This window comes from Salinarimonas rosea DSM 21201 (assembly GCF_000429045.1).
GTDB classification, from domain to species: domain Bacteria; phylum Pseudomonadota; class Alphaproteobacteria; order Rhizobiales; family Beijerinckiaceae; genus Salinarimonas; species Salinarimonas rosea.
This window is the reverse complement of the sequence record NZ_AUBC01000001.1, coordinates 144,481-169,763: the sequence shown is the minus strand read 5'-3', so window position 1 is coordinate 169,763 and position 25,283 is coordinate 144,481. Positions and strand designations below refer to the sequence as shown.

The following is a 25,283-nucleotide window of genomic DNA, read 5'->3' as shown; positions in this document are numbered from 1 at the left end:
GGTGCGCCTTACCCCGGCGTCTTCGCAGCGCTGCGCACACCCTCCGCCAGCTCGCGGACGAGCCGGGCGACACCCTGCACGGTCTCGGCGGTCGCCGCGCCGTCCTGGAGGCTCGCCTCGAGCGTCGCGACCAGCGCGGAGCCGACGACGACGCCGTCGGCGCCCTCGGCGATCGCGGCGGCGTGCGCGCCGGTCTTCACCCCGAACCCGACGACGACGGGGAGGTCGGTGTGGCGCTTGATCCGGCCGACCGCGCTCGCGACCTTGCCGAAGTCCGGCGTCGCCGCGCCGGTGATGCCGGTGATCGAGACGTAGTAGACGAAGCCCGCCGTGTTCGCGAGCACCGCCGGCAGGCGCCTGTCGTCGGTCGTGGGCGTCGCGAGGCGGATGAAGGCGAGGCCGGCCTCGAGGGCGGGCAGGCAGAGCTCGGCGTCCTCCTCCGGCGGCAGGTCGACCACGATCATGCCGTCGACGCCGGCCGCCTTCGCGTCGGCGAGGAAGCGCGGCACGCCGTACTGGTAGATCGGGTTGAAGTAGCCCATCAGGATGACCGGGGTGTCCGCGTCCTCCGCCCGGAAGCGGCGCACGAGATCGAGCGTCTTCGCGGTGGTCTGGCCGGCCTTCAGCGCCCGCAGGCCCGCCGCCTGGATCGCCGGGCCGTCGGCCATCGGGTCGGTGAAGGGCAGCCCCAGCTCGACGATGTCGGCCCCGGCCTTCGGCAGGGCGCGCAGAACGTCGAGCGAGGTCTCCGGGTCGGGATCGCCGGCCATGACGTAGGTGACGAGGGCGGCGCGGCCCTCCGCGCGGGCCTTGGCGAAGCGGGCGTCGATGCGGGCGGTCATGGCGTCTGTTCCGATGGGCGGCGGGCAGGCTCGGCGAGGGCGGCGATCACAGCCCGCCCCGCAGATGCTCGGCCACCGTGAAGATGTCCTTGTCGCCGCGGCCGCACAGGTTGACCACCATCAGGTGGTCGCGCGGCTGCTCCGCCGCGATCTCCACCGCCTTGGCGATGGCGTGGGCGGGCTCGAGCGCGGGGATGATGCCCTCGAGCTTCGACATCATCTGGAAGGCGGCGAGCGCCTCGTCGTCGCGGGCCGAGAGGTAGGTCACGCGCCCCACGTCGGCGAGCCAGGAATGCTCGGGGCCGATGCCGGGATAGTCGAGCCCGGCCGAGATCGAGTGGGCATCGGTGATCTGCCCGTCGTCGTTCATCAAGAGGTAGGTGCGGTTGCCGTGCAGCACGCCCGGCTTGCCGCCGGCGATCGAGGCCGCGTGCTCGCCCGTCTCGACCCCGCGCCCGGCGGCCTCGACGCCGTAGATCGCGACGCTCTCGTCGTCGAGGAAGGGGTGGAACAGGCCGATGGCGTTCGAGCCGCCGCCGATGGCGGCGATCAGCGAATCCGGCAGCCGGCCTTCCGCTTCCTGCATCTGCCAGCGCACCTCGTCGCCGATGACGCACTGGAAGTCGCGCACCATGCCGGGATAGGGATGCGGGCCGGCGACCGTGCCGATGCAGTAGAACGTCGTCTCGACGTTGGTCACCCAGTCGCGCAGCGCCTCGTTCATGGCGTCCTTGAGCGTCTTCGAGCCGGAATGGCAGGGCACGACGGTGGCGCCGAGCATCTCCATGCGGAAGACGTTGGGCTTCTGCCGCTCCACGTCGACGGCGCCCATGTAGACGATGCACTCGAGCCCGAAGCGCGCGCACAGCGTCGCCGTGGCGACGCCGTGCTGGCCCGCGCCGGTCTCGGCGATGATGCGCTTCTTGCCCATGCGCCGGGCGAGCAGGATCTGCCCGAGCACGTTGTTGACCTTGTGCGCGCCGGTGTGGTTGAGCTCGTCGCGCTTCAGGTAGATCTTCGCGCCCTTGTCCGGGCCCGCGCTCTCGCGCACGTGCTCGGTGAGCCGCTCGGCGTAGTAGAGCGGGCTCGGGCGCCCGACATAGTGCTTGGCGTAGGCGCGCAGCTCGCGCTCGAACTCGGGGTCGGCCTTGGCCGCGGCGTAGGCGGCCTCGAGCTCGAGGATGTTCGGCATCAGGGTCTCGGCCACGAAGCGGCCGCCGAACATGCCGAAATGCCCGGTCTCGTCCGGGCCGTTGCGGAAGGAGTTGGGCTTCTGCGGAGCGGTCACGGCGTTCCTGCCTCGTCCTGTGCGCGCCAGGCGGCGCGGGCGGCGGCCGTGAAGGCCGCGATGGCGATGGGGTCCTTGAGCCCCGGCGCGGTCTCGACGCCGGAGGAGACGTCGACGGCGCGCAGGCCCGTCGCGGCGATCGCCGCGCCGACATTGTGCGCCGTCAGCCCCCCCGACAGCATGGACGGCCGGCCGGGGTCGAGCGCGGCGACGAGCCGCCAGTCGAAGGCGAGCCCGTTGCCGCCGGGCAGCGCGGAGGGGTCCTTGGGCGGCTTGGCGTCGAAGAGCAGGCGGTCGCACACGGCGGCGTAGGGCGCCACGCGGGCGAGATCGGCCTCCTCCGCGATGCCGATCGCCTTCATCACGGGCACGCCGAAGCGCTCGCGGATGGCGGCGACGCGCTCGGGCGTCTCGCTGCCGTGGAGCTGGAGGAGATCGGGACGCACCCGCACGGCGAGCGCGGCGAGGAGGTCGTCCTGCGGATCGACCACCAGTGCCACCACCTGCGCGCGCCCGCGCGCCCGCTCGGCGAGCGCCACGGCCGCGTCGATCTCGACGTGCCGGGGGGAGCGGGCGAAATGCACGAGCCCGACCATGTCGGCACCCGCCGCGAGCGCCGCATCCAGCGTCTCGGGCGTGCTGAGGCCGCAGATCTTGACGAGGCCGGGGGCTCTCGTCGAGGGGGCGCTGGTGGAGGGGCCGTTCATGGGCGAGAGGCTTACGTCAGGGGGCGGGGCTTGTGAAGGGGGCGGCGGGTCGCGGGCCGAGGGGTGTTCGCACCACTGCGACGACCCAGGTCCTCCCCGGAGGGGAGGAGCCGCCGCGAAGAGCGGGCGGCAGGGGCGTTCGATCATCCTCGGGCGCGGCATCGCCGCCCGCCCCACCCGCCGGCCTTCGGCCTCCGTCCTTTCCTGCGGAGCGGCGGCGGTCGGCGCGCGGCATCGACGACATTCCATCCCGCGGCCGCCCCGGCTGTTGCCCCCGCCCGGCCCTGTCGCCTATCACGGTCGGGAGACACCCCTTCCGCCCCTCGCGCGTTGAGAGGTCATGACTTCCTTCCCGCATCCCCTCCTCGTCGCCGACGTCGGCGGTACGAACGCCCGCTTCTCGCTCGCCGAGGCGCCGGGCGCGCCGCTCGTTCCCGTGTGCCGGCTGCGCACGAAGGAGACGCCGACGGCCTACGAGGCGGTGGAGCAGGCGATCGCGGCGACGCCCTCGGGGGCGAAGAGCCTCGTCCTCTGCGCGGCCGGGCCGGTGCTCGGGCGCGAGGCGCGGCTGACGAACGCGCAATGGACCTTCGACGGGGCCGACCTCGCGCGCCATTTCGGCCTCGCGCAGGGATTGCTGCTCAACGACTTCGAGGCGGCCGCGCTGGCGCTCGCCGTGCTCGAGCCGCAGGATGCGGTCCAGATCGGCACTCCGGTCCCGCCCGGCGGCGGGCCCAAGCTCGTGCTCGGCCCGGGGACGGGCCTCGGCATGGCCGCGCTCGTCACCGTCGCGGGGCGCGCCGCGCCGCTGCCGGGGGAGGCGGGGCACGTCGGCTTCGGGCCGATCGACGAGGAGGACTACCGCGTCTTCCCGCGGCTCGAGCGGCATTTCGGCCGCATCACGTCCGAGGCGATCCTCTCCGGGCCGGGCCTCGTGCGTCTGCACCGGGCGCTGGCGCCCGATTTCGGCCTCGACCCCGCGGCCGTCGAGGGCGATCCGCCCCTCGTCGCGGCCCGCGCGGTCTCCGGCGAGAGCGCGCACGCGCGCGCCACGGTCGCGGCCTTCCTCAAGCACCTCGCGCGCTTCTCGGGCGACATGGGCATCGTCTTCGCGGCGACCGGCGGCGTCGTCATCCGCGGCGGCGTGCTCGCGTCCCTCGCGCCGTTGATCGACGAGCCGCATTTCCGGGCGCTGTTCGAGGAGAAGGCGCCCGTGGACTCGCTGGCCCGCGCGGTGCCGCTGATGCGGCTTCCCTCCGACGACGTCGTCCTGCGCGCCATGGCCGCGGTCGGCGCCGACCCGGACCGGTTCGTCATCGACTACCCCGCGCGCCTCTGGCGGATCTGACGGGCTCCCCTCTCCCGGACGGGAGAGGAGTTTTGCTCGACGAGCGCGAGTCTTCGTAGCCCCGGAACGACTCGGCGAGAGTCACGTTCGATTCGCCTGGCGAGTCGATCGACTCCGCGCACGAGTCGTCTCGACTCGCGAATGCGGGTCGAGATCTGGAGATCACCCATGGCCGCGCGCGCGATCTGGAAAGGTTACTTGAAGCTTTCGCTGGTTTCCTGCGCCGTGGCGCTCTACCCCGCCGCGACGTCCTCCGCGAAGGTGCGCTTCAACACCCTCAACCGCGAGACGGGCAACCGCGTGAAGCGGGTCTACGTCGACGCCGAGACCGGCGAGCCGGTGGAAGCCGAGGATCAGGTCAAGGGCTACAAGGTCGGCAAGAACGAGTACATCCAGGTCGAGGACGAGGAGATCGACGCGCTCAAGCTCGAATCGACCCACACGATCGACATCGAGACCTTCGTCCCGCGCTCGGAGGTGGACGAGCGCTACCTCGACAGCCCCTACTACCTCGTGCCCGACGACAAGGTGGCGCAGGAGGCCTTCGCCGTGATCCGCGACGCCATCCGCGAGAAGGGCATGGCGGCGATCGGGCGCGTGGTGATGGCGCGGCGCGAGCGGCTGATCCTGCTCGAGCCCCTCGACGACGGGCTGATGGGCACGACCCTGCACTACGCCTACGAGATCCGCGGCGAGGAGGAGGTCTTCGAGGACATTCCCGATGTCGACTATCCCGACGAGGTGAAGGATCTCGCGCTGCACATCGTCGAGACGAAGACCGGGCATTTCGAGCCCGAGACCTTCGAGGACCGCTACGAGAATGCGCTGGTCGAGATGATCCGCGCCAAGCAGTCCGGTGCCGCCGAGGCGCCGCGGCCGAAGGCGCCGCAGCCCTCGAACGTCGTCAACCTCATGGACGCGCTCAAGCGCTCGCTCGCCGCCGAGGAAGGCGGCGATCCCGCGAGGAAGGGGCCGCCGAGCCGCACCAAGGCGAAGGCGCGCACGGTCCCCGAGGCGGCGGAGGAGAAGGGCTCGAAGGGGTCGGCGAAGTCGAAGGCCGCCCCGTCGAAGGCCTCCGCGTCGAAGGCCGCGCCGTCCAAGGCTTCGGCCTCCAAGCCGAGTGCATCCAAGCCGAGCGCCGCGAAGGCGAGCGCGTCCGGCAAGAAGGAGAGCGGCCGCACCACGGCGCGCAAGCCGGCGGCGAAGCAGCGCAAGGCGAGCTGAGGGGGAGGCCCCGATGGCACGCCGCACCGCAGAGGCCGCCCGCGGGGCGGACGATCCGCTCGGGCGCTACCGCGACAAGCGCGACTTCCACGCGACGCCCGAGCCGACGGGGCGGGCCGCCGCCCGCCGGCGGCGCGAGCGTCTGCGCTTCTGCGTGCAGAAGCACGCGGCGCGGCGGCTGCACTACGACCTGCGGCTCGAGCTCGACGGGGTGCTGCTGTCCTGGGCGGTGACCCGCGGCCCGAGCCTCGTTCCCGGCGACAAGCGGCTCGCCGTCCACACCGAGGATCACCCGCTCGACTATCTCGCCTTCGAGGGCCTGATCCCGGAGGGGGCCTACGGCGGGGGCGCGATGATCGTCTGGGACGAGGGCGTCTGGGAGCCCGAGGGCGACCCGCGCGCGGGCATGGAGCGCGGCCGCCTCACGTTCACCCTGGAGGGTACGCGGCTCGGCGGGCGCTGGCACCTGGTGCGTACCGGCGCGGGCAACGAGCGGCGGGCGAGTTCGAAGGAGAATTGGCTCCTGATCAAGTCCGACGACGAGGCCGCCCGCCCCGCCGGCGCGGGCGACATCCTGGCCGAGGAGGAGACCTCCGTCGTCTCCGGGCGCACCATCGCGGACCTGAAGGCGGGCGACGTCCGTCGCGCCGACTGGGAGGCGAAGGTGGCCGATCCGAAGGCGAAGCCGTCGGCGAGCAAGGCTTCGGCGCCGAAGGCTCCAGCGAAGAAGGCTCCGGCGCAGAAGGCTCCAGCGAGGAAGCCGTCGCCCCGCGCGGAGCCGAAGGCCGTCCGCGCCGGCGTTCCCGCCCCCGGCCTCGCCGACATCCCCGGCGCGAGACGGGCGAAGCTCCCCGCCTTCGTGCCGCCCTGCCTCGCGAGCCTCTCCGACGTGGCGCCCTCGGGCGATCGCTGGCTGCACGAGATCAAGTTCGACGGCTACCGCCTCCAGGCCCGCATCGACGCGGGCGAGGTCGCGCTCCTCACGCGCAAGGGCCTCGACTGGACGCAGAGGTTCGGCCCGCTCGCGAAAGCGCTCGTCGGGCTCGAGCTCGGCACGGCGCTGATCGACGGCGAGGCGGTGGTGGAGGACGCGCGCGGCGTCTCGGACTTCGGTGCGCTGCAGGCGGCGTTGAAGGCCGGCGACGGCTCGGCCATCGTCTACCAGGCCTTCGACCTCCTGCATCTCGACGGCGTCGATCTCACCGGCGCGCCGCTGGCGGAGCGCAAGCGCCTGCTCGCGCTCCTCCTCGACGATGCGCCCGCGGGCGGGCTCGTGCGCCTGTCCGAGCACATCGAGGCGGACGGCGAGGCGATGGTCCGCCACGCCTGCCGGATCGGCCTCGAGGGCGTGATCTCCAAGCGCGCCGACCGCCCGTACCGCTCCGGGCGCGGCGAGGATTGGCGCAAGACCAAGTGCTCGGCGCGGCAGGAATTCGTCATCGCCGGCTACGTCCCGGCGACGAGCCGGCGCAAGGCGGTGGGCTCGCTCGTGCTCGGCGTCTGGGAGGGCGACGAGCTCGTCCATGTCGGGCGCGTCGGCACCGGCTTCAAGGAAGCGGACGCGAAGGCACTCCACGACGCGATCGAGGCCGTCCACGCGCATGCGCCGCCGTTCTCCGCGCCGCTGCCGCGCGCCGCCACCGCGAGGGTGCGCTGGGCACGGCCGGAGCTGGTCGCCGAGGTCGAGCTGCGGGGCTGGACGCCGGACGGGCTCCTGCGGCACGCCTCCTTCAAGGGGCTGCGCGAGGACAAGGACCCGCGCGAGGTCGTGCGGGAGTCCCCGGCGCCGTCGGGGGGCGAGGCACGGGACCTGCCCGCGGGCAAGTCGAGCAAGGCCGGCGTGGCGAGCACGCGCAAGACGAGCACGCGCAAGACGAGGACGACGATGGGCACGGACCAGGACGCCTATGCCGGCATTGCGCTCACGAGCCCCGACCGCGTCCTCTGGGAGGGCCAGGGCATCACCAAGCAGGGGCTCGCCGACTACTACGTCGAGGTGGCGGACTGGATCCTGCCGCAGATCGCGAACCGGCCGCTCGCGGTGATCCGCTGCCCGGCCGGCGCCCAGAAGGACTGCTTCTTCGCCAAGCACCCCTGGGCGGGCCTCGACCGCGCGGTGCTGACGCCGAACGTGGGGGACGACCGCCTCGTGGCCGTGCGCGACCTGCGCGGGCTGATGAGCCTCGTCCAGTTCGGCGTGCTCGAGATCCACCCCTGGGGCTCGACGCTCGACGACCCGGAGCGGCCCGACCGGCTCGTCTTCGATCTCGACCCCGGTGAGGGCGTGGGCTTTCCCGAGGTGATCGAGGCGGCCCGGGCCGTGCGCGAGCGGCTCGCCGCCGACAAGCTCGAGAGCGTCGTCAAGACGACCGGCGGCAAGGGCCTGCACGTCGTGGTCCCGCTGGTGCCGAAGGCGGGCTGGGACGAGGCCAAGGCCTACGCCTCGGGTCTCGCGCGCGCGATGGCGAAGGACGAGCCCGCCCGCTACACGGACACGCTCGCCAAAAAGGCGCGACAGGGCCGGATCTTCATCGACTACCTGCGCAACGGCCGCGGCGCGACCGCGGTGGCCGCCTACTCCACCCGCGCCCGCCCCGGCGCGCCGGTGGCGGCCCCGCTCGGGTGGGACGAGCTCGGCCCGGAGATCGCTCCCGACCATTTCACCGTGGAGAACCTGCCGACCCGCCTCGCGCACCTGAAGCGCGACCCGTGGGCGGGAATGGCCGACACGAAGCAGACCCTGCCGAAGCCGGCCTACCGGCGCGGATGAGCCGCCGCGCCCGCCTCCTCCCCGCAGGGGAGGACGACGGCCGAAGGACGGAGGGTGGGGAGGGCGGCTGTCTGGCCCGCGGGAACGGGCGAACGGCCCCACCGCCCGCGCTCCGCGCGGACTCCTCCCCTCCGGGGAGGAAGGGCCGTCAGAAGGGGAGGGCGGCGAGCCAGCTCGCCGGGACGAAGGCCTCGAAGGCCGCGGTGAGGCCGAGCCCGAGGCCGGCGATCAGGCCGATCGCCAGGATGCCCACCGTGACGCCGGCGCCGACGAAGGCGCCGTCGCGCTCGATCATGCCGAAGCCCATCAGCACGATGGCGATCGCCGGCGGCGTGTTGCCGACGACGGGGATCGGCAGCGCCATGATCGCCGCCAGGATCAGGATCAGCACGCCGAGCGGCCGGCGCGCGCGCAGGCGGGTGATCGAGACGGCGCGCGGGCGCGACCAGCGCTCGATCCGCTTGAGCTTGGGCACCGTCCAGGCGACGACCCGCTGGAGGAAGTCGGTGCGCACCGTGCGGCGGGCGAGCCGGCGCGGCATCCACAGCGACCGGCGCATGACCAGGAACTGGAACGCCACCAGCACGATCAGTGCCGCGGCCACGGTGGAGAAGCCCGGCGGCGTCGGGATCAGCATCGGCGCCGCGAACAGGATGAGCAGCACGCCGAAGGAGCGCGCCCGCAGGCGCAGGACGATCTCGCCGAGGGTGAGTGTCTCGGCGGTCTCGTTCTCGACGAGCCGCTCGAGGATTTCCGAGGTGCGCTGCACGATGCCGGCCGGGGGTGCGAGTTCGGGCGCCCCTCAGATAGGAGGCCGCACGCCCCGGCGCCAGCGGCTCAATGCAGCGTCACGATCCCGTCCACTGCGTTGAACTCCGCCGGGCGGATCAGCCCCTGGTGGGCCACCCGTACGGAGTGCAGCGGGCCGTCGAGCTCCCGGCGCCAGAAGGCGAGGAAATCGTTCAGCTCGGGGAAGCGCGGCGCGAGATCGTAGTCCTGCCAGACGTAGGTCTGGAGGATGCCGGGGTGGTCCGGCAGGCGGTAGAGGATGTGAGCCGTGGTCAGGCCGTAGCCTGCGAGCTGCTTCGTGAACGCGGTCGACGCCATGCGGGGGCTCCATGCGTGTGACGACGGTCGCCGGCCCCGCGCAGGTGGCACACCCGACGCGTACGCCGGCTCCCGAGATGATGCCACAGTGCGCGATCCGCGCAAGCGCGAAAGCAGCTTTTCTCCGCTAAATCAATATCTTGGCAGCGTCTGCTCAGGAGTGCTGCCATGCTTCCGCCCCCCGCCCCTGGCACTCCGATGGAGAGAGTGCCAAAATTTTCTCCGGTCCCTCTTGAAGCGTGACCTTGGGCCGACTACCTCCGCGCTCGGGCGGGGCGTGGCGCGACAACCGCGCACACCCGCTCGACGAGGATCATGACGATCTCGCATCATTCGGAGACTGAGAAGCCATGAAGTTCCGTCCCCTGCACGACCGGGTGGTCGTTCGCCGCATCGAGGCCGACACCAAGACGGCCGGCGGCATCATCATCCCCGACACCGCCAAGGAGAAGCCCCAGCAGGGCGAGGTGGTCGCGGTGGGTCCGGGTGCCCGCAACGAGAAGGGCGAGGTGGTCGCGCTCGACGTGAGGGCCGGCGACCGCGTGCTCTTCGGCAAGTGGTCCGGCACCGAGGTGCGCATCGACGGCGAGGATCTCCTCATCATGAAGGAGTCCGACATCATGGGCGTGCTCGACGCGTCCGAGGCGGCGCGCAAGGCCGCCTGATCCAGCTTCAAGACAGGTCATGTCTCTCGAGGAGTGACGAAAAATGGCTGCCAAGGACGTCAAGTTTTCCGCCGACGCCCGCGAGCGCATGCTGCGCGGCGTCGACATCCTCGCCGACGCGGTGAAGGTGACGCTGGGCCCGAAGGGCCGCAACGTCGTCATCGAGAAGTCGTTCGGCGCGCCGCGCATCACCAAGGACGGCGTCACCGTCGCCAAGGAGATCGAGCTCTCCGACAAGTTCGAGAACATGGGCGCGCAGATGGTGCGCGAGGTGGCCTCGAAGACGAACGATCTCGCCGGCGACGGCACGACGACCGCGACCGTTCTCGCCCAGGCCATCGTGAAGGAGGGCGCCAAGTCGGTTGCCGCCGGCATGAACCCGATGGACCTCAAGCGCGGCATCGACATGGCCGTCGAGGCGATCGTCGCGGACCTGAAGAAGAACGCCCGCAAGATCGCCAACAACGACGAGATCGCCCAGGTCGGCACCATCTCCGCCAACGGCGATTCGGAGATCGGCCGCTTCCTCGCCGAGGCGATGGCGAAGGTCGGCAACGAGGGCGTCATCACGGTCGAGGAGGCCAAGAGCCTCGAGACCGAGCTCGACATCGTCGAGGGCATGCAGTTCGACCGCGGCTACCTCTCGCCCTACTTCGTCACCAACGCCGAGAAGATGCGCGTCGAGCTCGAGGACGCCTACGTCCTCATCCACGAGAAGAAGCTCTCCAACCTGCAGGAGCTGCTGCCCGTGCTCGAGGCGGTGGTGCAGTCGGGCAAGCCGCTCGTCATCATCGCCGAGGACGTCGAGGGCGAGGCTCTGGCGACCCTCGTCGTCAACAAGCTGCGCGGCGGCCTGAAGATCGCGGCCGTGAAGGCGCCCGGCTTCGGCGATCGCCGCAAGGCCATGCTGCAGGACATCGCCATCCTCACCGGCGGCACGGCGATCAGCGAGGACCTCGGCATCAAGCTCGAGAACGTCACGCTGAACATGCTCGGCCGCGCCAAGAAGGTGGTGATCGAGAAGGAGAACACCACCATCGTCGACGGCGCCGGCTCGAAGACCGACATCGAGGCGCGCGTCGCGCAGATCAAGGCGCAGATCGAGGAGACCACCTCGGACTACGACCGCGAGAAGCTGCAGGAGCGTCTCGCCAAGCTCGCGGGCGGCGTGGCCGTCATCCGCGTGGGCGGCGCCACCGAGGTCGAGGTGAAGGAGCGCAAGGATCGCGTCGACGACGCGATGCACGCCACCAAGGCCGCGGTCGAGGAGGGCATCCTGCCGGGCGGCGGCGTCGCGCTGCTGCGCGCGGTCAAGGCGCTCGCGGACCTGAAGCCCGCGAACGACGACCAGAAGACCGGCATCGAGATCGTGCGCCGGGCGATCCAGGCGCCGGCCCGCCAGATCGCGCTCAACGCGGGCGAGGACGGCTCGGTCATCGTCGGCAAGGTGCTCGAGAGCGCCGACTACGCCTTCGGCTTCAACGCCCAGGCGAGCCAGTACGGCGACATGTTCTCGTTCGGCGTGATCGACCCGGCCAAGGTCGTGCGCACGGCGCTGCAGGACGCCGCCTCCGTGGCCGGCCTCCTCGTCACCACCGAGGCGATGATCGCCGAGAAGCCCAAGAAGGCCGCCCCGGCCGCCGGCGGCGCGCCGGACATGGACTTCTGAGCGCGCCGACGCATCGAGCGTGCGTCGATGCGGGAAGGGGCCGTCCGCGAGGGCGGCCCCTTTTCTGATCCCCTCAGGCCGTGCGGCGCGCCGGTTCGTCGTCCATGCGACGGTGCCGGCCGGTGGGCCGTCACGCGCCGCCGTCGTTGCGGCGCGCCATGAACTGGTCGAACTCGGCGCGGTCCTTGGCCTGGCGCAGCTCGTCGAGGAACGACATGAACGCGTCGCGCTCCTCCTCGAGGCGCTTGAGGGTCTCGGCGCGATAGCTGTCGAAGGCGGCGTTGCCCGTCGCGCCCGACACCGCCTGCCGGTTCCGCCGGCCCCAGCCCTTGCATGCCATCCGCTTGCTCCCGATCATGTAGAGTAGAAGGCCCAGGCCGATGGGCCAGAAGACGATGAAGCCCGCCACGATGGCGGCGATCCAGGCGCCTTTTCCGCGTTCGTCGAGCCAGTCGCGACAGCGGACGATCCAATCCGTCGCCGAGCTCATGGTCATGGTCATGGTCTGCATAGCGCACCTTCTGATGTGAATGTTATTCACATTCACATAGATGGTCGCCGCACGGGGAACTGTCAAGCCGGAATGCGCGAACTTCGCCGACGGGCGCGCCGATCAGGGTATGAGGCCGAGGCCCCGCAGGTAGATGGCGGTGCCGCTCTCCAGCATCTCCTCGGCGGAATAGGGCGCGCGCGATCCCGGCCGGCCGCGTCCGAAGAGCTCGACGACGCCGTGGCTGAAGGCCCAGATATGGTTCGCGACCATGCCCGCCGGCGGGCGCTTCGCCGCCGGCAGATGCGCGGAGAGCCGCTCCGCCGAGAGCCGCAGGACGGCCATCGCCCGGTCCGCCATCCGGTTCAGCTGCGCGTTCGCGGAGATCGCGACGCCCGACTCGAACATGGCGATGTAGTAGCCCGGGTTCGAGCGGGCGAAGTCGAGATAGGCGTTTCCCGCTGCCGTGAAGGCCGCGAGCGGGGCGCTCTCGCCGCCCTCGGTGGCGCGCTCCAGCCGCTCGGCGAACAGCGTGAAGCCTTGCAGCGCCACCGCCTCGATCAGCTCCTCGCGCCCGGCGAAATGCCGGTAGGGCGCCGCCGGGCTCACCCCTGCCGCGCGTGCCGCCTCCGCCATGGTGAAGCCGAGCGGGCCCTTCTCCTCGATCAGCACCCGCGCGGCCTCGACCAGCGCCTCGCGCAGGTTGCCGTGATGATAGCTCTTGCGCCGCCCCGCCTCGGGCGGCTCGCGCGGATCGGTGTCCATCGCTTCGAGGTAGAGCCTGCCGGGTTCCCCCGCAAGCCGGCAGCGGCGGGCGTCCTCGGCCGGTCCGCGGGCGACGCCGCGGCGAATCGCGTCGCGGACGAGCGGCCTAAGCTCCGGCTTCTCGTCGCGCGGATGCCACGCCGCGCGGACGTGGCACGGCCCGATCGTCACCGACGGCGCGTGACGGGCGCCGCGGCGACGCGATCGGTCGGTCCTTCCCCGCGCCGCGCGATGCTGCGGCGCGAGAACCTCTCGACCGGCCGTCTTCCGCATGATACGGACCCACGCCAACTCAGGGCCGCGGGCGCATGACGCGTCGCCCGGCCGTCCCCGCCGCGAGGGAGTTGGAACCATGGCCCGTTTGATCGAAGACCGACTGACCGAGGGCCTGACCTTCGACGACGTCCTGCTGCGTCCCGCCCACTCGGACGTGCTGCCGTCGCAGGTGGACGTGCGCACCCGGCTCACCAGCCAGATACGCCTCAACCTGCCGATCATCGCCTCGGCGATGGACACCGTCACCGAGGGCCGGATGGCGATCGCCATGGCCCAGATGGGCGGCATCGGCGTCATCCACCGCAACCTCGAGCCCGACGAGCAGGCCAAGCAGGTGCGCCTCGTCAAGAAGTACGAGTCGGGCATGGTGATGGACCCGATCACCATCCATCCCGACGAGACGCTCGCCGACGCGCTCGAGCTGATGAAGCGCAACCACATCTCCGGCATCCCCGTCGTGGAGCGCGGGCCGTCCGGCCGCAAGGGCAAGCTCGTCGGCATCCTCACGAACCGCGACGTGCGATTCGCCGACGATCCGTCCCAGCCGGTCTCCGAGCTGATGACCAAGGATCGGCTGATCACGGTGCGCGAGGACGTCTCCCAGGACGAGGCGCGCCGGCTGCTGCATCAGTTCCGGATCGAGAAGCTGCTCGTCGTCGACGACCATTTCCGCTGCACCGGCCTGATCACGGTCAAGGACATCGAGAAGCAGGTCGCCTTCCCGGAGGCCGCCAAGGACGCGCAGGGCCGCCTCCTCTGCGCCGCGGCGACGACGACGGGAGACGCCGGGTTCGAGCGATCCGAGCGTCTGGTCGAGGCGGGCTGCGACGTCGTCGTGGTGGACACGGCCCACGGCCATTCGGCCGGCGTGCTGAAGTCCGTCGCACGGGTGAAGACGCTCTCCAACCAGGTCCAGGTCATCGCCGGCAACGTCGCGACCTACGACGGCGCCAAGGCGCTGATCGACGCCGGCGCCGACGCCGTGAAGGTCGGCATCGGGCCGGGCTCGATCTGCACGACGCGCATCGTCGCGGGCGTGGGCGTGCCCCAGCTCACCGCGGTGATGGAGGCCGTGCGCGCCGCCGAGAGCACCGGCACGCCGGTGATCGCCGACGGCGGCATCAAGTTCTCCGGGGACGTCGCCAAGGCCCTTGCCGCCGGCGCCTCGACCGTGATGGTCGGCTCGCTGCTGGCGGGCACCGAGGAGGCGCCCGGCGAGGTGTTCCTCTACCAGGGGCGCTCCTACAAGGCCTATCGCGGCATGGGCTCCGTGGGTGCCATGGCTCGCGGCTCGGCCGATCGCTACTTCCAGCAGGACATCAAGGACCAGATGAAGCTCGTGCCCGAAGGCATCGAGGGCCAGGTCCCCTACAAGGGGCCGGTCTATGCCGTGGTGCACCAGCTCGCCGGCGGCCTGCGCGCGGCCATGGGCTACACGGGCTCGCGCACGCTCGAGGACTTCGCCACGCGCGCCGAGTTCGTGCGCATCACCAATGCAGGCCTGCGCGAGAGCCACGTCCACGACGTGGCCATCACCCGCGAGAGCCCGAACTATCCCTCGCGCACATGATCGGCGGGCCGGTCTCTGCGGGCGCGCTGCTCGCGCCCGCCCTGGTCCTCGTGGCGATGACCTTCGCGCTCCTCGTCTGGGGCGGGCGGATGCGCTTTTCCGCCGTGGGGCGGGGCGAGGTGAAGATGCGCGACATCGCCCTGCGCGAGCCGAACTGGCCCAAGCGCATCCTGCAGATCGGCAACTGCTTCCAGAACCAGCTGGAGCTGCCGGTCCTTTTCTACGTCCTCGTCGCGTTCCTGCTGGTGACGGGGGAGGGAGATCTCGTCGACCTCGTCCTCGCCTGGGCCTTCGTCGCCGCGCGAATCGCCCACGCGGCCGTGTTCGTGACGTCGAACGACGTGAGGAAGCGCGGGCCGATCTTCGTCCTGGGGATGGGCGTGCTGATCGCGCATTGGGCGTGGTTCGCCGTGGGACTGTACGCGTTCTGATCCGCTGCGCGCTCGCTCCGACGCGGGTGTGCGAGAGGTCGTGCGAGGAACGCAGATTCGGCTCGCGAGACAGGTGATGAGCCGTCAGGTGCTCTAGCAGTCGCGCTTCGCCAGTGCCGCGAGCGCCGCGCGCAAGCCGGCCAAGCGCTCCGCCCCGAGGCGGGCCGCGTAGGCGGCCTCGATCTCGCCCTTGATTCGATCGCTGTCGGCGAGGGCGGCGCGGCCGGCGGGCGTGAGGCGGACCTGCTTGCGGCGCGCGTCCGCAGGATCGGGCGCGCGCTCGACGATCCCGTCGGCGACGAGTGTGTCGACGTGCTGCTGCACGGCCTGCTTGGTCAGGCCCGCGCGGGTGGCGAGCTCGCCCTGCGGCACGCCCTCGCGCCCGATGTGGCGCAGCAGTGTCCCGCGCGCCTCGCCGAACCACGGATGGCCGGCCGCCACCATCGCAGCGACGAAGCGCGCGTGCCAAGCGGCGGCGGCGTCCCACAGCAGGATGCCGACATGGTCCGGTCGGTCGTCCCGGCGCGCCGTCACGTCGCCTCGACCGGGCGGCGCGCGAGATGGCCCATGCTCGTGCGGCTCGGCGGGCCCAGCGCGAACGGGCAGCGGGCGTGGTCGACGAGGCCCGCGGCCGCGAGGCGCTCTGCGACTTCCGCATCCGCCAGTGCGCGATGGCCCCAGACGAGCCGCAGCAGCGCCGTGCACCAATGCGGCTTGCTGACGACGAGGAGCAGCGCGCCGCCGGGCCGGAGCGCCGCGCGAAAGTCGGCGAGGGCGGCCGTCGGATCGGGCAGGTGCTCGACGAGATGGCTGCACAGCACGACGTCGTAGGTCCCGTGCTCCAGCGACCGCTCGCCCAGGGCGCCGACGATCGTGCGGCAGGACAGGCCCGCCTGCTCGAGGTTCGCCCGTGCCGCCGCGAGCATCGCCCCCGACCGGTCGAGCAGGTCGAGCGCGAGCGGCTCGGTCCGGGTCGCGGCAAACGCCAGCGAAAAGCCGCCCGTGCCCGCGCCGGCGTCGAGCACGCGCAGCGGTGCACCGGAATGCGCCGGCGCGACCCGCTCCCGCGCGCTTCGCGCGATCGCCGCGTAGGCGTCGAGGTAGCGCAAGCGCGAGATCTTGCCGTGCCAGCGCCGGGCGGCGGCGTCGTATCTCGACGTCAGCCGGTCCGTCGGCGCGTCGTGGGCGGCGGGAACGGCGAGAGGATCGGCGGGAGGCATGATCGGTCTCCGAGCGAGGTTCCAGCTTCGGCCGGCGCGCCGATTTAGTCAAGCATCTTGACGATCTCCGCCGCCCTCCCGTCCTTCCGCCTCGGCGACCACGCGCGCGGATGCTCTAGTCGCCCGCGCCCAACGCGTTCCCCACATAGTCGAGCTGTCCCAGCGGCCCCGGCCGCCATTCGTGCACGGCGAGCAGCTCGAGCTCGACCTCGCCGGCCGCGTCGAATCGCACGGGGCCGAGCGCGGTGTCGACCGGCGCCTCGCGCAGGCGCGCGGCGATGGCCTCGCCTTCTCCGGGGCCGACTGCGTTCGCCGCGGCGGCGATCGCCTCGACGGCGGCGTAGGCGCGCAGCGCCACCGGGTGGAGCGTCTCGATGACGTCCTCCGCTGCGAGGACCGGGACCACGCTCGGCGGCGAGGGGACCGCGGCGGGATCGGCCGCCTGCCCGGGCTCGCCGGCGGCATCCTCGCCCGCTCCCGCTTGCGTGGCCGCAGCCTCGGCGAGGATCGCGCCTGCGATCGTCGTCGCTGCGGGGTTGCCGGCGGTATCTGCGGCCGCCGTCATCAGCGTGCCCGCGGCGAGCGCGGGGTCGAGGTTCGCGAAGACGGGGGAGACGATGGCGTCGGTCGCCACCAGCACCGCCCGGGAGCCCGCGGCGCGCAGGTCGCGCAGCAGGATCGCGGCCTCGGGGGCGAGGCCGCCGAAATAGACGAAGCCGGGCTCGGCCGCGGCGATCCGCGCGGCGAGGCCGCGATAGTTCGGCTCGCCGGCGTCGAGCCCCTCGTAGAACACGTCCACGATCCCGGCCGTATCGAGCGCGGCGCGTGCCGTGTCGGCGACGCCCTTCCCGAAGCCGGACTTGTCGTGGACGATCGCGACGCGCGCGTCCGGATCGCGCGCGGCGATGTGGCGGGCCGCGAGCGCGCCCTGCGCCGAATCGGTGGGTGCGAGGCGCAGCACGTTCCAGGCCGCGTCCTCGGTCAGGCGGGGCTCGCCGACCGCGGGCGTGATCATCGGGACGCCGGCCTGCGCGTAGATCGGCGCCGCCTCGAGCGAGGGCCCCGCGGTGACGTGGCCGATCACCGCGACGAGGTCGGGCACCTCCGCGACGAGCGCACCCGCCACCGTGCGGGCGCGGGCGGGGTCGCCGATGTCGTCGCGCACGAGGATCTCCACCGGCTCGCCGCGAATTCCGCCGCGCGCGTTGATCGCCTCCGCCGCGCGGGTCGCCCCCGTCTCGAGCATGGCGCCGAAGGCGGCGAGCGGCCCGCTCTGCGGGGCCACGACCGCGATCGGTGCCTGCGCGAGCGCCGCCGTCGGGGCCGCCGTGGGCGCGACGAGCGCCGCGAGCAGGAGAGCGACGAGGGCGGCGGGTACCTGCGGCTCGATCGTCATCGCGTTTGGTTCCCTTCCGCTGCTCATTTCGTCGTCGAGAATGCCGTCTCATTGACCGAGATCAAGGCCCGATGGCGGCGGTTCCAGGAATGGTGCCGCCAAGGCCCGGACCACCTCGTCCGGGCGCGTGTCAGTCACGGCAGCATCTCGAGGGGATTTCCATGGCCTCCATCGGCGCATCGCCGGTCGCTCCAGGCAAGAGGATGACGCTCGGCGAAGGGGGGAGCGCGCTCGCGTTCGCGGCGCTCGCGCTCCTCTCCATCGTCGTCGCCGCCAAAGCCTGGGAAGCGGCCTACGCCTTCCACGCCTACCTGTTCGCGGCGGGTTCCGTCGCGGCGGTGTTCGCGATCATGAACCGCTACAACGAGCGTTCCGCGACGCTGCCGCCGCAGGAGATCGACGGCAAGCCCAACTACAACATGGGTCCCGTCAAGTTCGCGACCGTGGCGGCCATGGTCTGGGGCATCGCCGGCTTCACGGTGGGCGTGCTGATCGCGTTCCAGCTCGCCTTCCCGGCGCTGAACTTCGACCTCGCCTTCCTCAACTTCGGCCGCATGCGCCCGCTGCACACCTCCGCGGTGATCTTCGCCTTCGGCGGCAACGTGCTGCTGGCGACGTCGCTCTACGTGGTGCAGCGCACGAGCCGCGCACGGCTCGCGGGCGACATCACGCCGTGGTTCGTGGTGCTGGGCTACAACTTTTTCATCCTGATCGCCGGCACGGGCTACCTGCTCGGCATCACCCAGTCGAAGGAATATGCCGAGCCGGAGTGGTACGCCGACCTGTTCCTCACGGTCGTGTGGGTCGCCTATCTGCTGATGTTCATGCTCACGCTGCGCAAGCGCAAGGAGCCGCACATCTACGTGGCGAACTGGTTCTATCTGGCCTTCATCGTCACGATCGCGATCCTGCATCTGGGCAACAATGCCGTGATCCCGGTGTCGCTGTTCTCGGCCAAGTCCTACATGGTCTGGTCGGGCGTGCAGGACGCGATGGTGCAGTGGTGGTACGGCCACAACGCGGTCGGCTTCTTCCTCACCGCCGGCTTCCTCGCGATCATGTACTACTTCGTGCCGAAGCGGGCCGAGCGGCCGGTCTATTCCTACCGCCTCTCGATCATCCACTTCTGGGCGCTGATCTTCCTCTACATCTGGGCCGGCCCGCACCACCTCCACTACACGGCGCTGCCGGACTGGACGCAGACGCTCGGCATGGTGTTCTCGATCATGCTGTGGATGCCCTCCTGGGGTGGCATGATCAACGGCCTGATGACGCTCTCGGGCGCCTGGGACAAGCTGCGCACCGATCCGGTCCTGCGTCTCATGGTCGTGTCCATCGCCTTCTACGGCATGTCGACCTTCGAAGGCCCGATGATGTCGATCAAGGTCGTGAACTCGCTCTCGCACTACACCGACTGGACCGTCGGCCACGTGCACTCGGGCGCGCTCGGCTGGGTCGCGTACATCTCCTTCGGCGCCGTCTACTGCCTCGTGCCCTGGCTGTGGAACCGCGAGCGGCTGTACTCGCTCAAGCTGGTCAACTGGCACTTCTGGATCTCGACGCTGGGAATCGTGCTGTACATCTCCTCCATGTGGGTCGCCGGCATCATGCAGGGCCTGATGTGGCGGGCGTACACCGCGCTGGGCTTCCTCGAGTACTCGTTCATCGAGACCACCGAGGCGATGCATCCCTACTACGTGATCCGCGGCCTCGGCGGGATCCTGTTCCTCGCGGGTGCACTCATCATGGTCTACAACCTGGTCATGACCGTTCGTGCGGTGAAGCCGGTCGCCGAGGCCGAGCCGAAGTCGCCGCTCGTCGCGGCCGAGTAAGGGGAGGGGCGAGACATGTCTCTCTGGAACAAGCACGCAATCTTCGAGAAGAACTCGGTCGTCCTCGTGGCCGGCATCATCGGCGTGGTCGCCATCGGCGGCATCGTCGAGATCGCACCGCTCTTCTACCTCAAGAACACGATCGAGGAGGTGGAGGGCATGCGACCCTACAGCCCCCTCGAACTCGCCGGGCGCAATATCTACGTCCGCGAGGGCTGCTACAACTGCCACAGCCAGATGGTGCGACCGCTGCGCGACGAGGTGGAGCGCTACGGCCACTACTCGCTCGCGGCCGAGTCGATGTACGACAAGCCCTTCCAGTGGGGCTCGAAGCGCACGGGGCCCGACCTCGCGCGCGTCGGCGGCAAGTACTCGGACGCCTGGCACGTGGCGCACCTCGTCGACCCGCGCTCGCTCGTGCCGGCCTCGATCATGCCGGGCTATCCGTTCCTGTTCGAGACGCCGCTCGACTTCGACACGATCGGCACGGATCTCGCCGTCCAGGCGGCGATGGGCGTGCCCTATACGCCGGAGATGATCGAGAACGCCCGCACGGACGTCATCGTCCAGGCGACGCTGGACGATCCCGACCAGGCGAGCCTGCTCGAGCGCTACCCGAAGGCGCAGGCGCGCTCCTTCTCGGGCCGCTCGGACGGGGTCATCACCGAGGGCGACGCGCTCGTCGCCTACCTGCAGACGCTGGGCACGCTGGTCGATTTCTCGACCTACGACGGCCAGGCGAACGTGCGCTGAGGAGGCCGCCATGGAGACCTACTCGCTTCTCGCCTCCTTCGCGCAGACCGGCGGGCTCCTGATCTTCATCTTCGGGTTCCTGCTCGTCATCGCCTACGCGCTCATGCCGTCCAACCGCTCGACCTTCGACAAGGCCGCGCGGACGCCGATCGAAGAGGATTGAGGCCATGGCCCAGAAGAAGCAGGACATCGACAAGGTGACCGGGGTCTCGACAACCGGGCACGAATGGGACGGCATCACGGAGCTGAACAATCCGCTCCCGCGCTGGTGGTTGTATCTCTTCTACATCACCATCGCCTTCTCGGCGATCTACGTGCTGCTCTACCCGGCGATCCCGCTGGTCAGCACGGCGACCGGCGGCATCCTCGGCTGGAACTCGCGCTCGGCGGTGGTCAGCGACCTGGAGCGGCTCGACGCTTCCCGCGGCGGCGACATCGCGGCGCTGCGCGACGTCGAGCTCGTCTCGATCGAGGAGAACCCGCAGCTCCTCGCCTTCGCCCAGGCCTACGGGCGCGCCGCCTTCGGCGACAATTGCTCGGCCTGCCACGGGGCCGGCGGCGGCGGCGCGACGGGCTTCCCCAACCTCGTCGACGACGACTGGCTGTGGGGCGGCTCGCTCGACGCGATCCACCAGACGATCACCTACGGCATCCGCTCGACGCCGATGGACACGCGCTTCGGCGACATGCCGGCCTTCGTGCGCGACGGCTGGTTCGGCCGCGAGGACGCGATCGTGCTGGCGGACTACGTGCGCTCGCTCTCGGGCCTCGAGACGCCGGCGGGCTTCGATCCGACCCAGGGCGCCGAGCTCTATGCGACGAACTGCGCCGCCTGCCATGGCGAGACCGGCGAGGGCCTCCGCGACATGGGCGCCCCGAACCTCACGGACGGCATCTGGCTCTACGGCTCCGAGCGCGAGGTGATCCTCGAGGGCCTCGTCAACGGTCGCGGCGGGATGATGCCGCACTTCGGCGAGCGCCTGGACGACGCGACCGTGAAGGCGCTGGCGGTCTACGTCCACACGCTGGGCGGCGGCGAGTGAGCCGCGGCCGGACGGTCTGATGACGGCGACGGCGGGTCCCCGGGGACCCGCCGTTTTCGTATGGCCTCTCCCGCGCTAGCGGATGAGCCTGACCTCGACACCGACACGCGGCCCGACCGTCTCCCACGCCCGATCGGCGGTCAGGGTCGGGAGCGCCAGCCGCGAGGCGAGGGCGAGGCAGTAGCGATCGCCGAGGGAAAGCCCGACGTCTCCAGTCGCACGAAGGTGGCCAGCGGCGAGGCTCAATGCGCGATCCACGGGAGCGATCTCGACGGGAAGGAGATCGACGAGGCGATCGATCTCCCGAGAGCCGCCGCCCCGGGCAGCGAAGTAGCCAACGAGCTCCGCGAGATTCGGAGCAGCCATGACCGAGCCATCGAGCGATGCGCGAACCGCCGCGGCTCCCGGCTCGTCCAGGAGCAAAGCGAGCACGGCCGAGGTGTCGAGGACGACCCGGCTCATTCTCGGGCAGCGTCCTCTCGCCGTTCGGAGAGGAAGTCGTCGACGCTGCCGCCGCCGCGCTCGGCGATGGAGCGGGCGATGGCACGCGCTTCGGCCAGCACCTGGTCCACGGTCCTCAGCACGATCGCGTCGTCCGTCTCCTGGATGATGATCTCTCCACCCTCAGCCAGGCCATGGCGCCGCCGCAGGTCCGCTGGCAAGCTGAGGCGTCCGGATGCAGTGACCGTGGCACGCGTCGTCATGGTGTCGCCCCGAGATCTGGCTTCTCGCTCGAATATGGTACGCGGTGGCGACAGGGCGAGTCCAGCGACACTGGCGCGCACTCGACTTCGTGGCGCGATCGAATATCGCGCCAACACGTGGCCCCGGTTGGTACACGGCCTGCTGGAGCTGGCGAGGGCGCCACCGCCGCCTTGCGCTGCGCCGTTTCGCACCCCATCTAGGAGGCCGAGACAGGCGCGCCCCCACCGGCGCGCGGCCGTTCGTCCGCCCGGGTGCGCAGGCCCGCGGGCGTTTGACGTTGCGCGGCCGTGGGTTTAAAGCCAGAGCGCAATTCGACACCGCCGCCCGAGGGGCGTGGCGGTGGTTTTCGTTGATCAAAGGATGACCGAATGGCGAAAGAGGAGCTGATTACCTTCGAGGGCGTCGTGACCGAGGTTCTCCCCGACGCGAAGTTCCGGGTCGAGCTCGAGAACGGCCACGAGGTGATCGCCTACACCGCCGGCAAGATGCGCAAGTTCCGCATCAAGACGATCGCCGGCGATCGCGTCACCGTCGAGATGTCGCCCTACGACCTCGACAAGGGGCGCCTCGTGTTCCGCCACAAGGACGACCGCGGCCCGGTGGGACCTCGTCCGGGCGGCTCGCGTCCTGGCGGCCCGCGCCGGCGGTGACGCCGTCGCCCCGGGGCGCTGGCCCAGGCGCCCGGGGCGGGGTATCATGGCCGGGATGCGCGAGGACGTCGAGATGGCCGACGTGACCGGCCTGACGGTCGAGCTCGATCCGGAGCTGCGGGACGCCTTCCTCGGCGCACCGCGATCGACGACGTACCCCGGACGAGATCCAGCGCGCGCTCGTGCGCGGCTATGTCGAGGAGAAGCGTGAGGAGCGTGAGGCCCCGACGCCGGAATACGCGGCATTCCCGCGACGCAAGGTCGATATCGCCCGCGCCTCGATGAGATCGGGGGACTTGCGCACCAGCGAGGATGTCGAGGCCGAGTTCACAGAGCGACGGCGCCGGCTCGGCGTCGATCTCGCGTGACCGTCCGCTGGACACCCGAAGCGGTCCAGGATCCGCTCGATATTCCGAACGACGTCTCGCGAGACAACCCGAGAGCGGCCAATCGGCTCGACCAGACGTTCTCTCGTGCAGCCTCACGGTTGGCAGATCGGCCTTCGCTGGGGCATGCCGGACGCGTACCGGGGACGCGCGAGCTGTTTCCTCATCCGAGCTATCGCCCCGTCTACCGGACGGATGGGCACGTCGTCTGGATCCGGGCACTCGTCCATACGGCACGTCGGCGGCCAGACCCGCAGGCCGAGGGCGACGAACCACTCGACTGATCGCGATGGCTCACCTCGGGCACGAAAAAGGGCGCCTGGCCTCGCGGCCGGCGCCCTTCGCGTCTCACGATCCGATCGCCCGAGAGCGACCGGCGGCGGCTCACGCCACGGCGAGCTTGTCCGCCGAGGACTTGCCGGTGCGGCGGTCGGCGACGACCTCGTAGGACACCTTCTGGCCCTCGTCGAGGCCGCGCAGGCCCGCGCGCTCCACGGCGGAGATGTGCACGAACACGTCGCCACCGCCCTCGTCGGGCTGGATGAAGCCGTAGCCCTTGGTCGCGTTGAACCACTTCACGGTACCGGTCTGCATGATTGTATCCTCTCGAGGCATGCATGGAGGCTCGGGCGCACGCGAGCGCGCGCCCACGAATATCGATGTCTCGGAGAAGGTCGTCAGCCACGCACCCCAACTCGTGTCGAGGGGTGCGCATCCCGGCCAAGTCGTCCGGCCTAAAACTCGATGATCTTCAGATACACCGGGATCGTGTCATTTCCAAGGTCGCCGGCCGCGAAAAGAAGGCGGCGAACGATGGACGTGCCGGCCCGGCCGCGCGGGCCGGGCCGGCACCCCGGGCTCAGCCGGCAGCCATCGCCTTCTGCAGGTTCTCGTCGACCTTGTCGAGGAAGCCCGTGGTCGTCAGCCAGCGCTGGTCGGGACCGACGAGGAGCGCGAGGTCCTTCGTCATGTGGCCGGCCTCCACCGTGTCGATGCACACCGTCTCGAGCGTGTCGGCGAAGCGGTCGAGCTCCGCGTTGCCGTCGAGCTTGGCGCGGTGCTTGAGGCCGCGGGTCCAGGCGAAGATCGACGCGATGGAGTTGGTCGAGGTCTCCTTGCCCTTCTGGTGCTCGCGGTAGTGGCGCGTCACCGTGCCGTGGGCGGCCTCGGCCTCCACGGTCTGGCCGTCCGGCGTCATCAGCACCGAGGTCATCAGGCCGAGCGAGCCGAAGCCCTGGGCCACGGTGTCGGACTGCACGTCGCCGTCGTAGTTCTTGCAGGCCCAGACGTAGCCGCCCGACCACTTCAGCGCCGAGGCGACCATGTCGTCGATCAGGCGGTGCTCGTAGGTGATGCCCGCCGCCTTGAACTTGTCGGCGAACTCGGCCTCGTAGACCTCCTGGAACAGGTCCTTGAAGCGCCCGTCATAGGCCTTCAGGATGGTGTTCTTGGTCGACAGGTAGACCGGGTACTTGCGGTTCAGGCCGTAGTTCATCGAGGCGCGGGCGAAGTCGCGGATCGACTCGTCGAGGTTGTACATCGCCATGGCGACGCCGGCGCCCGGGAACTGGAACACCTCCTTCTCGATGACCGTGCCGTCCTCGCCCTCGAACTTGATGGTCATGCGGCCCTTGCCGGGCACCTTGAAGTCGGTGGCGCGGTACTGGTCGCCGAAGGCGTGGCGGCCGACGATGATCGGCTGGGTCCAGCCGGGCACGAGGCGCGGCACGTTCTTGCAGATGATCGGCTCGCGGAAGATCACGCCGCCGAGGATGTTGCGGATCGTGCCGTTGGGCGAGCGCCACATCTGCTTGAGGCCGAACTCCTCGACCCGCTGCTCGTCCGGCGTGATGGTGGCGCACTTCACGCCGACGCCGTGCTTCTTGATGGCGTTCGCCGCGTCGATCGTCACCTGGTCGTCGGTGGCGTCGCGGTGCTCGACGCCGAGGTCGTAGTACTCGAGGTCGATGTCGAGATAGGGATGGATCAGCTTCTCCTTGATGAAGGCCCAGATGATCCGGGTCATCTCGTCGCCGTCGAGCTCCACCACCGGGTTCGCGACCTTGATCTTCGCCATCGTTCGACCTCTTCGGCTCTCGCGTTCGGGACGCCGCGCGTCCCCCTTCCGGGCCGCGTCTTAGCCCGC

The 25,283-nt window shown here is 70.7% G+C and carries 28 protein-coding genes; 14 read left to right on the top strand and 14 right to left on the bottom strand.

The window, feature by feature from the left end:
* Window positions 1-8 precede the first annotated feature (8 nt).
* From trpA to G407_RS0100820, 3 genes are read right to left on the bottom strand one after another with little or no spacing between them, the layout of a single operon-like run.
* A complete protein-coding gene (gene trpA / locus G407_RS0100830) occupies window positions 9-842 on the bottom strand; it encodes a tryptophan synthase subunit alpha (RefSeq protein ID WP_029029278.1) in 834 nt (277 codons plus the stop codon).
* Window positions 843-888: 46 nt separating this feature from the next.
* Complete coding sequence (gene trpB, locus G407_RS0100825) at window positions 889-2,067, bottom strand: tryptophan synthase subunit beta (RefSeq protein WP_052340847.1); 1,179 nt, start codon at window positions 2,065-2,067, stop codon at window positions 889-891.
* 59 nt (window positions 2,068-2,126) lie between these two features.
* On the bottom strand, window positions 2,127-2,837 hold the full coding sequence (locus tag G407_RS0100820) for a phosphoribosylanthranilate isomerase (RefSeq protein WP_052340788.1): 711 nt from the start codon (window positions 2,835-2,837) through the stop codon (window positions 2,127-2,129).
* Window positions 2,838-3,177: 340 nt separating this feature from the next.
* Here G407_RS0100820 and G407_RS0100815 point away from each other — a divergent pair, with 340 nt between their 5' ends.
* From G407_RS0100815 to ligD, 3 genes are all read left to right on the top strand, one after another.
* A complete protein-coding gene (locus G407_RS0100815) occupies window positions 3,178-4,185 on the top strand; it encodes a glucokinase (protein ID WP_029029275.1) in 1,008 nt (335 codons plus the stop codon).
* Between the two features lie 168 nt (window positions 4,186-4,353).
* Window positions 4,354-5,409, top strand: coding sequence for a non-homologous end joining protein Ku (gene ku, locus G407_RS24970; protein WP_084327137.1), 1,056 nt, complete (start codon window positions 4,354-4,356; stop codon window positions 5,407-5,409).
* Between the two features lie 13 nt (window positions 5,410-5,422).
* Complete coding sequence (gene ligD / locus G407_RS24965; protein WP_052340786.1) at window positions 5,423-8,179, top strand: DNA ligase D; 2,757 nt, start codon at window positions 5,423-5,425, stop codon at window positions 8,177-8,179.
* Between the two features lie 148 nt (window positions 8,180-8,327).
* Here the strand turns inward: ligD and G407_RS24960 are convergent, their stop codons facing one another.
* Both G407_RS24960 and G407_RS0100795 read right to left on the bottom strand, forming a co-directional pair.
* Entirely contained in the window at window positions 8,328-8,948 is a 621-nt protein-coding gene (locus G407_RS24960; RefSeq protein WP_052340784.1) for an exopolysaccharide biosynthesis protein, read from the bottom strand.
* A gap of 68 nt (window positions 8,949-9,016) precedes the next feature.
* Window positions 9,017-9,286 carry an usg protein gene (locus tag G407_RS0100795; RefSeq protein WP_029029274.1) on the bottom strand — a complete coding sequence of 90 codons (270 nt, stop codon included), beginning with the start codon at window positions 9,284-9,286 and terminating at the stop codon, window positions 9,017-9,019.
* Window positions 9,287-9,636: 350 nt separating this feature from the next.
* On the opposite strand from G407_RS0100795, the gene groES reads away from it, so the two are divergent.
* On the top strand, window positions 9,637-9,951 hold the full coding sequence (gene groES / locus G407_RS0100790; RefSeq protein WP_029029273.1) for a co-chaperone GroES: 315 nt from the start codon (window positions 9,637-9,639) through the stop codon (window positions 9,949-9,951).
* Between the two features lie 43 nt (window positions 9,952-9,994).
* The gene (groL, locus tag G407_RS0100785) at window positions 9,995-11,620 is read left to right on the top strand and encodes a chaperonin GroEL (protein ID WP_029029272.1); all 1,626 of its coding nucleotides are present in this window, start codon (window positions 9,995-9,997) and stop codon (window positions 11,618-11,620) included.
* Between the two features lie 130 nt (window positions 11,621-11,750).
* On the opposite strand, the gene G407_RS0100780 is transcribed toward groL, so the two are convergent.
* Window positions 11,751-12,131 (bottom strand): DUF2852 domain-containing protein, encoded by a 381-nt coding sequence (locus G407_RS0100780; protein ID WP_043538602.1) that lies wholly within the window; start codon window positions 12,129-12,131, stop codon window positions 11,751-11,753.
* 102 nt (window positions 12,132-12,233) lie between these two features.
* Window positions 12,234-12,875: a TetR/AcrR family transcriptional regulator gene (locus tag G407_RS0100775; RefSeq protein WP_052340846.1), complete on the bottom strand. Its 642-nt coding sequence runs from the start codon at window positions 12,873-12,875 to the stop codon at window positions 12,234-12,236.
* A 352-nt stretch (window positions 12,876-13,227) separates the two neighbouring features.
* On the opposite strand from G407_RS0100775, the gene guaB reads away from it, so the two are divergent.
* Window positions 13,228-14,721, top strand: coding sequence for an IMP dehydrogenase (gene guaB / locus G407_RS0100770; RefSeq protein WP_029029269.1), 1,494 nt, complete (start codon window positions 13,228-13,230; stop codon window positions 14,719-14,721).
* Entirely contained in the window at window positions 14,718-15,152 is a 435-nt protein-coding gene (locus G407_RS0100765) for an MAPEG family protein (protein WP_029029268.1), read from the top strand. Before guaB ends, G407_RS0100765 begins: the two co-directional genes overlap by 4 nt.
* A 93-nt stretch (window positions 15,153-15,245) precedes the next feature.
* Here the strand turns inward: G407_RS0100765 and G407_RS0100760 are convergent, their stop codons facing one another.
* The 3 genes from G407_RS0100760 to G407_RS0100750 all read right to left on the bottom strand — a co-directional run bounded on the left by G407_RS0100760 (window position 15,246) and on the right by G407_RS0100750 (window position 17,768).
* A complete protein-coding gene (locus G407_RS0100760) occupies window positions 15,246-15,686 on the bottom strand; it encodes a MarR family winged helix-turn-helix transcriptional regulator (protein ID WP_029029267.1) in 441 nt (146 codons plus the stop codon).
* Window positions 15,683-16,372, bottom strand: coding sequence for a class I SAM-dependent methyltransferase (locus G407_RS30065; RefSeq protein ID WP_052340782.1), 690 nt, complete (start codon window positions 16,370-16,372; stop codon window positions 15,683-15,685). Before G407_RS30065 ends, G407_RS0100760 begins: the two co-directional genes overlap by 4 nt.
* 115 nt (window positions 16,373-16,487) lie before the next feature.
* Window positions 16,488-17,768, bottom strand: a complete 1,281-nt coding sequence (locus tag G407_RS0100750) for a branched-chain amino acid ABC transporter substrate-binding protein (protein WP_029029266.1) — start codon at window positions 17,766-17,768, stop codon at window positions 16,488-16,490.
* A gap of 203 nt (window positions 17,769-17,971) precedes the next feature.
* Here G407_RS0100750 and ccoN point away from each other — a divergent pair, with 203 nt between their 5' ends.
* Genes ccoN through ccoP form a run of 4 tightly spaced genes read left to right on the top strand, consistent with a single transcriptional unit; the run spans window position 17,972 to window position 21,396 of the window.
* Window positions 17,972-19,600, top strand: a complete 1,629-nt coding sequence (ccoN, locus tag G407_RS0100745; protein WP_029029265.1) for a cytochrome-c oxidase, cbb3-type subunit I — start codon at window positions 17,972-17,974, stop codon at window positions 19,598-19,600.
* A gap of 15 nt (window positions 19,601-19,615) precedes the next feature.
* Entirely contained in the window at window positions 19,616-20,353 is a 738-nt protein-coding gene (gene ccoO, locus G407_RS0100740; protein WP_029029264.1) for a cytochrome-c oxidase, cbb3-type subunit II, read from the top strand.
* Between the two features lie 10 nt (window positions 20,354-20,363).
* Window positions 20,364-20,516: a cbb3-type cytochrome c oxidase subunit 3 gene (locus G407_RS0100735; RefSeq protein WP_029029263.1), complete on the top strand. Its 153-nt coding sequence runs from the start codon at window positions 20,364-20,366 to the stop codon at window positions 20,514-20,516.
* A gap of 4 nt (window positions 20,517-20,520) precedes the next feature.
* Window positions 20,521-21,396, top strand: coding sequence for a cytochrome-c oxidase, cbb3-type subunit III (ccoP, locus tag G407_RS0100730; RefSeq protein WP_029029262.1), 876 nt, complete (start codon window positions 20,521-20,523; stop codon window positions 21,394-21,396).
* 75 nt (window positions 21,397-21,471) lie between these two features.
* On the opposite strand, the gene G407_RS0100725 is transcribed toward ccoP, so the two are convergent.
* Together G407_RS0100725 and G407_RS0100720 are read right to left on the bottom strand one after the other, a co-directional pair.
* Complete coding sequence (locus G407_RS0100725; RefSeq protein WP_029029261.1) at window positions 21,472-21,858, bottom strand: type II toxin-antitoxin system VapC family toxin; 387 nt, start codon at window positions 21,856-21,858, stop codon at window positions 21,472-21,474.
* A complete protein-coding gene (locus tag G407_RS0100720; protein ID WP_029029260.1) occupies window positions 21,855-22,100 on the bottom strand; it encodes an AbrB/MazE/SpoVT family DNA-binding domain-containing protein in 246 nt (81 codons plus the stop codon). Before G407_RS0100720 ends, G407_RS0100725 begins: the two co-directional genes overlap by 4 nt.
* Window positions 22,101-22,469: 369 nt before the next feature.
* Between G407_RS0100720 and infA the strand changes: the two genes are divergently transcribed.
* The 3 genes from infA (at window position 22,470) to G407_RS30880 (ending at window position 23,421) form a co-directional block, all read left to right on the top strand.
* Window positions 22,470-22,751: a translation initiation factor IF-1 gene (infA, locus tag G407_RS0100715; RefSeq protein WP_029029259.1), complete on the top strand. Its 282-nt coding sequence runs from the start codon at window positions 22,470-22,472 to the stop codon at window positions 22,749-22,751.
* A gap of 182 nt (window positions 22,752-22,933) precedes the next feature.
* Window positions 22,934-23,119: a hypothetical protein gene (locus G407_RS32225; protein WP_052340780.1), complete on the top strand. Its 186-nt coding sequence runs from the start codon at window positions 22,934-22,936 to the stop codon at window positions 23,117-23,119.
* Window positions 23,116-23,421 (top strand): type II toxin-antitoxin system RelE/ParE family toxin, encoded by a 306-nt coding sequence (locus G407_RS30880; protein WP_084327133.1) that lies wholly within the window; start codon window positions 23,116-23,118, stop codon window positions 23,419-23,421. The genes G407_RS32225 and G407_RS30880 overlap by 4 nt, the downstream gene beginning before the upstream one ends.
* A gap of 100 nt (window positions 23,422-23,521) precedes the next feature.
* Here G407_RS30880 and G407_RS0100705 read toward each other — a convergent pair whose 3' ends face one another.
* Together G407_RS0100705 and G407_RS0100700 are read right to left on the bottom strand one after the other, a co-directional pair.
* Window positions 23,522-23,731: a cold-shock protein gene (locus tag G407_RS0100705; RefSeq protein ID WP_029029258.1), complete on the bottom strand. Its 210-nt coding sequence runs from the start codon at window positions 23,729-23,731 to the stop codon at window positions 23,522-23,524.
* Window positions 23,732-23,996: 265 nt separating this feature from the next.
* Window positions 23,997-25,214 carry an NADP-dependent isocitrate dehydrogenase gene (locus G407_RS0100700; protein WP_029029257.1) on the bottom strand — a complete coding sequence of 406 codons (1,218 nt, stop codon included), beginning with the start codon at window positions 25,212-25,214 and terminating at the stop codon, window positions 23,997-23,999.
* Between the last annotated feature and the right edge of the window lie 69 nt (window positions 25,215-25,283).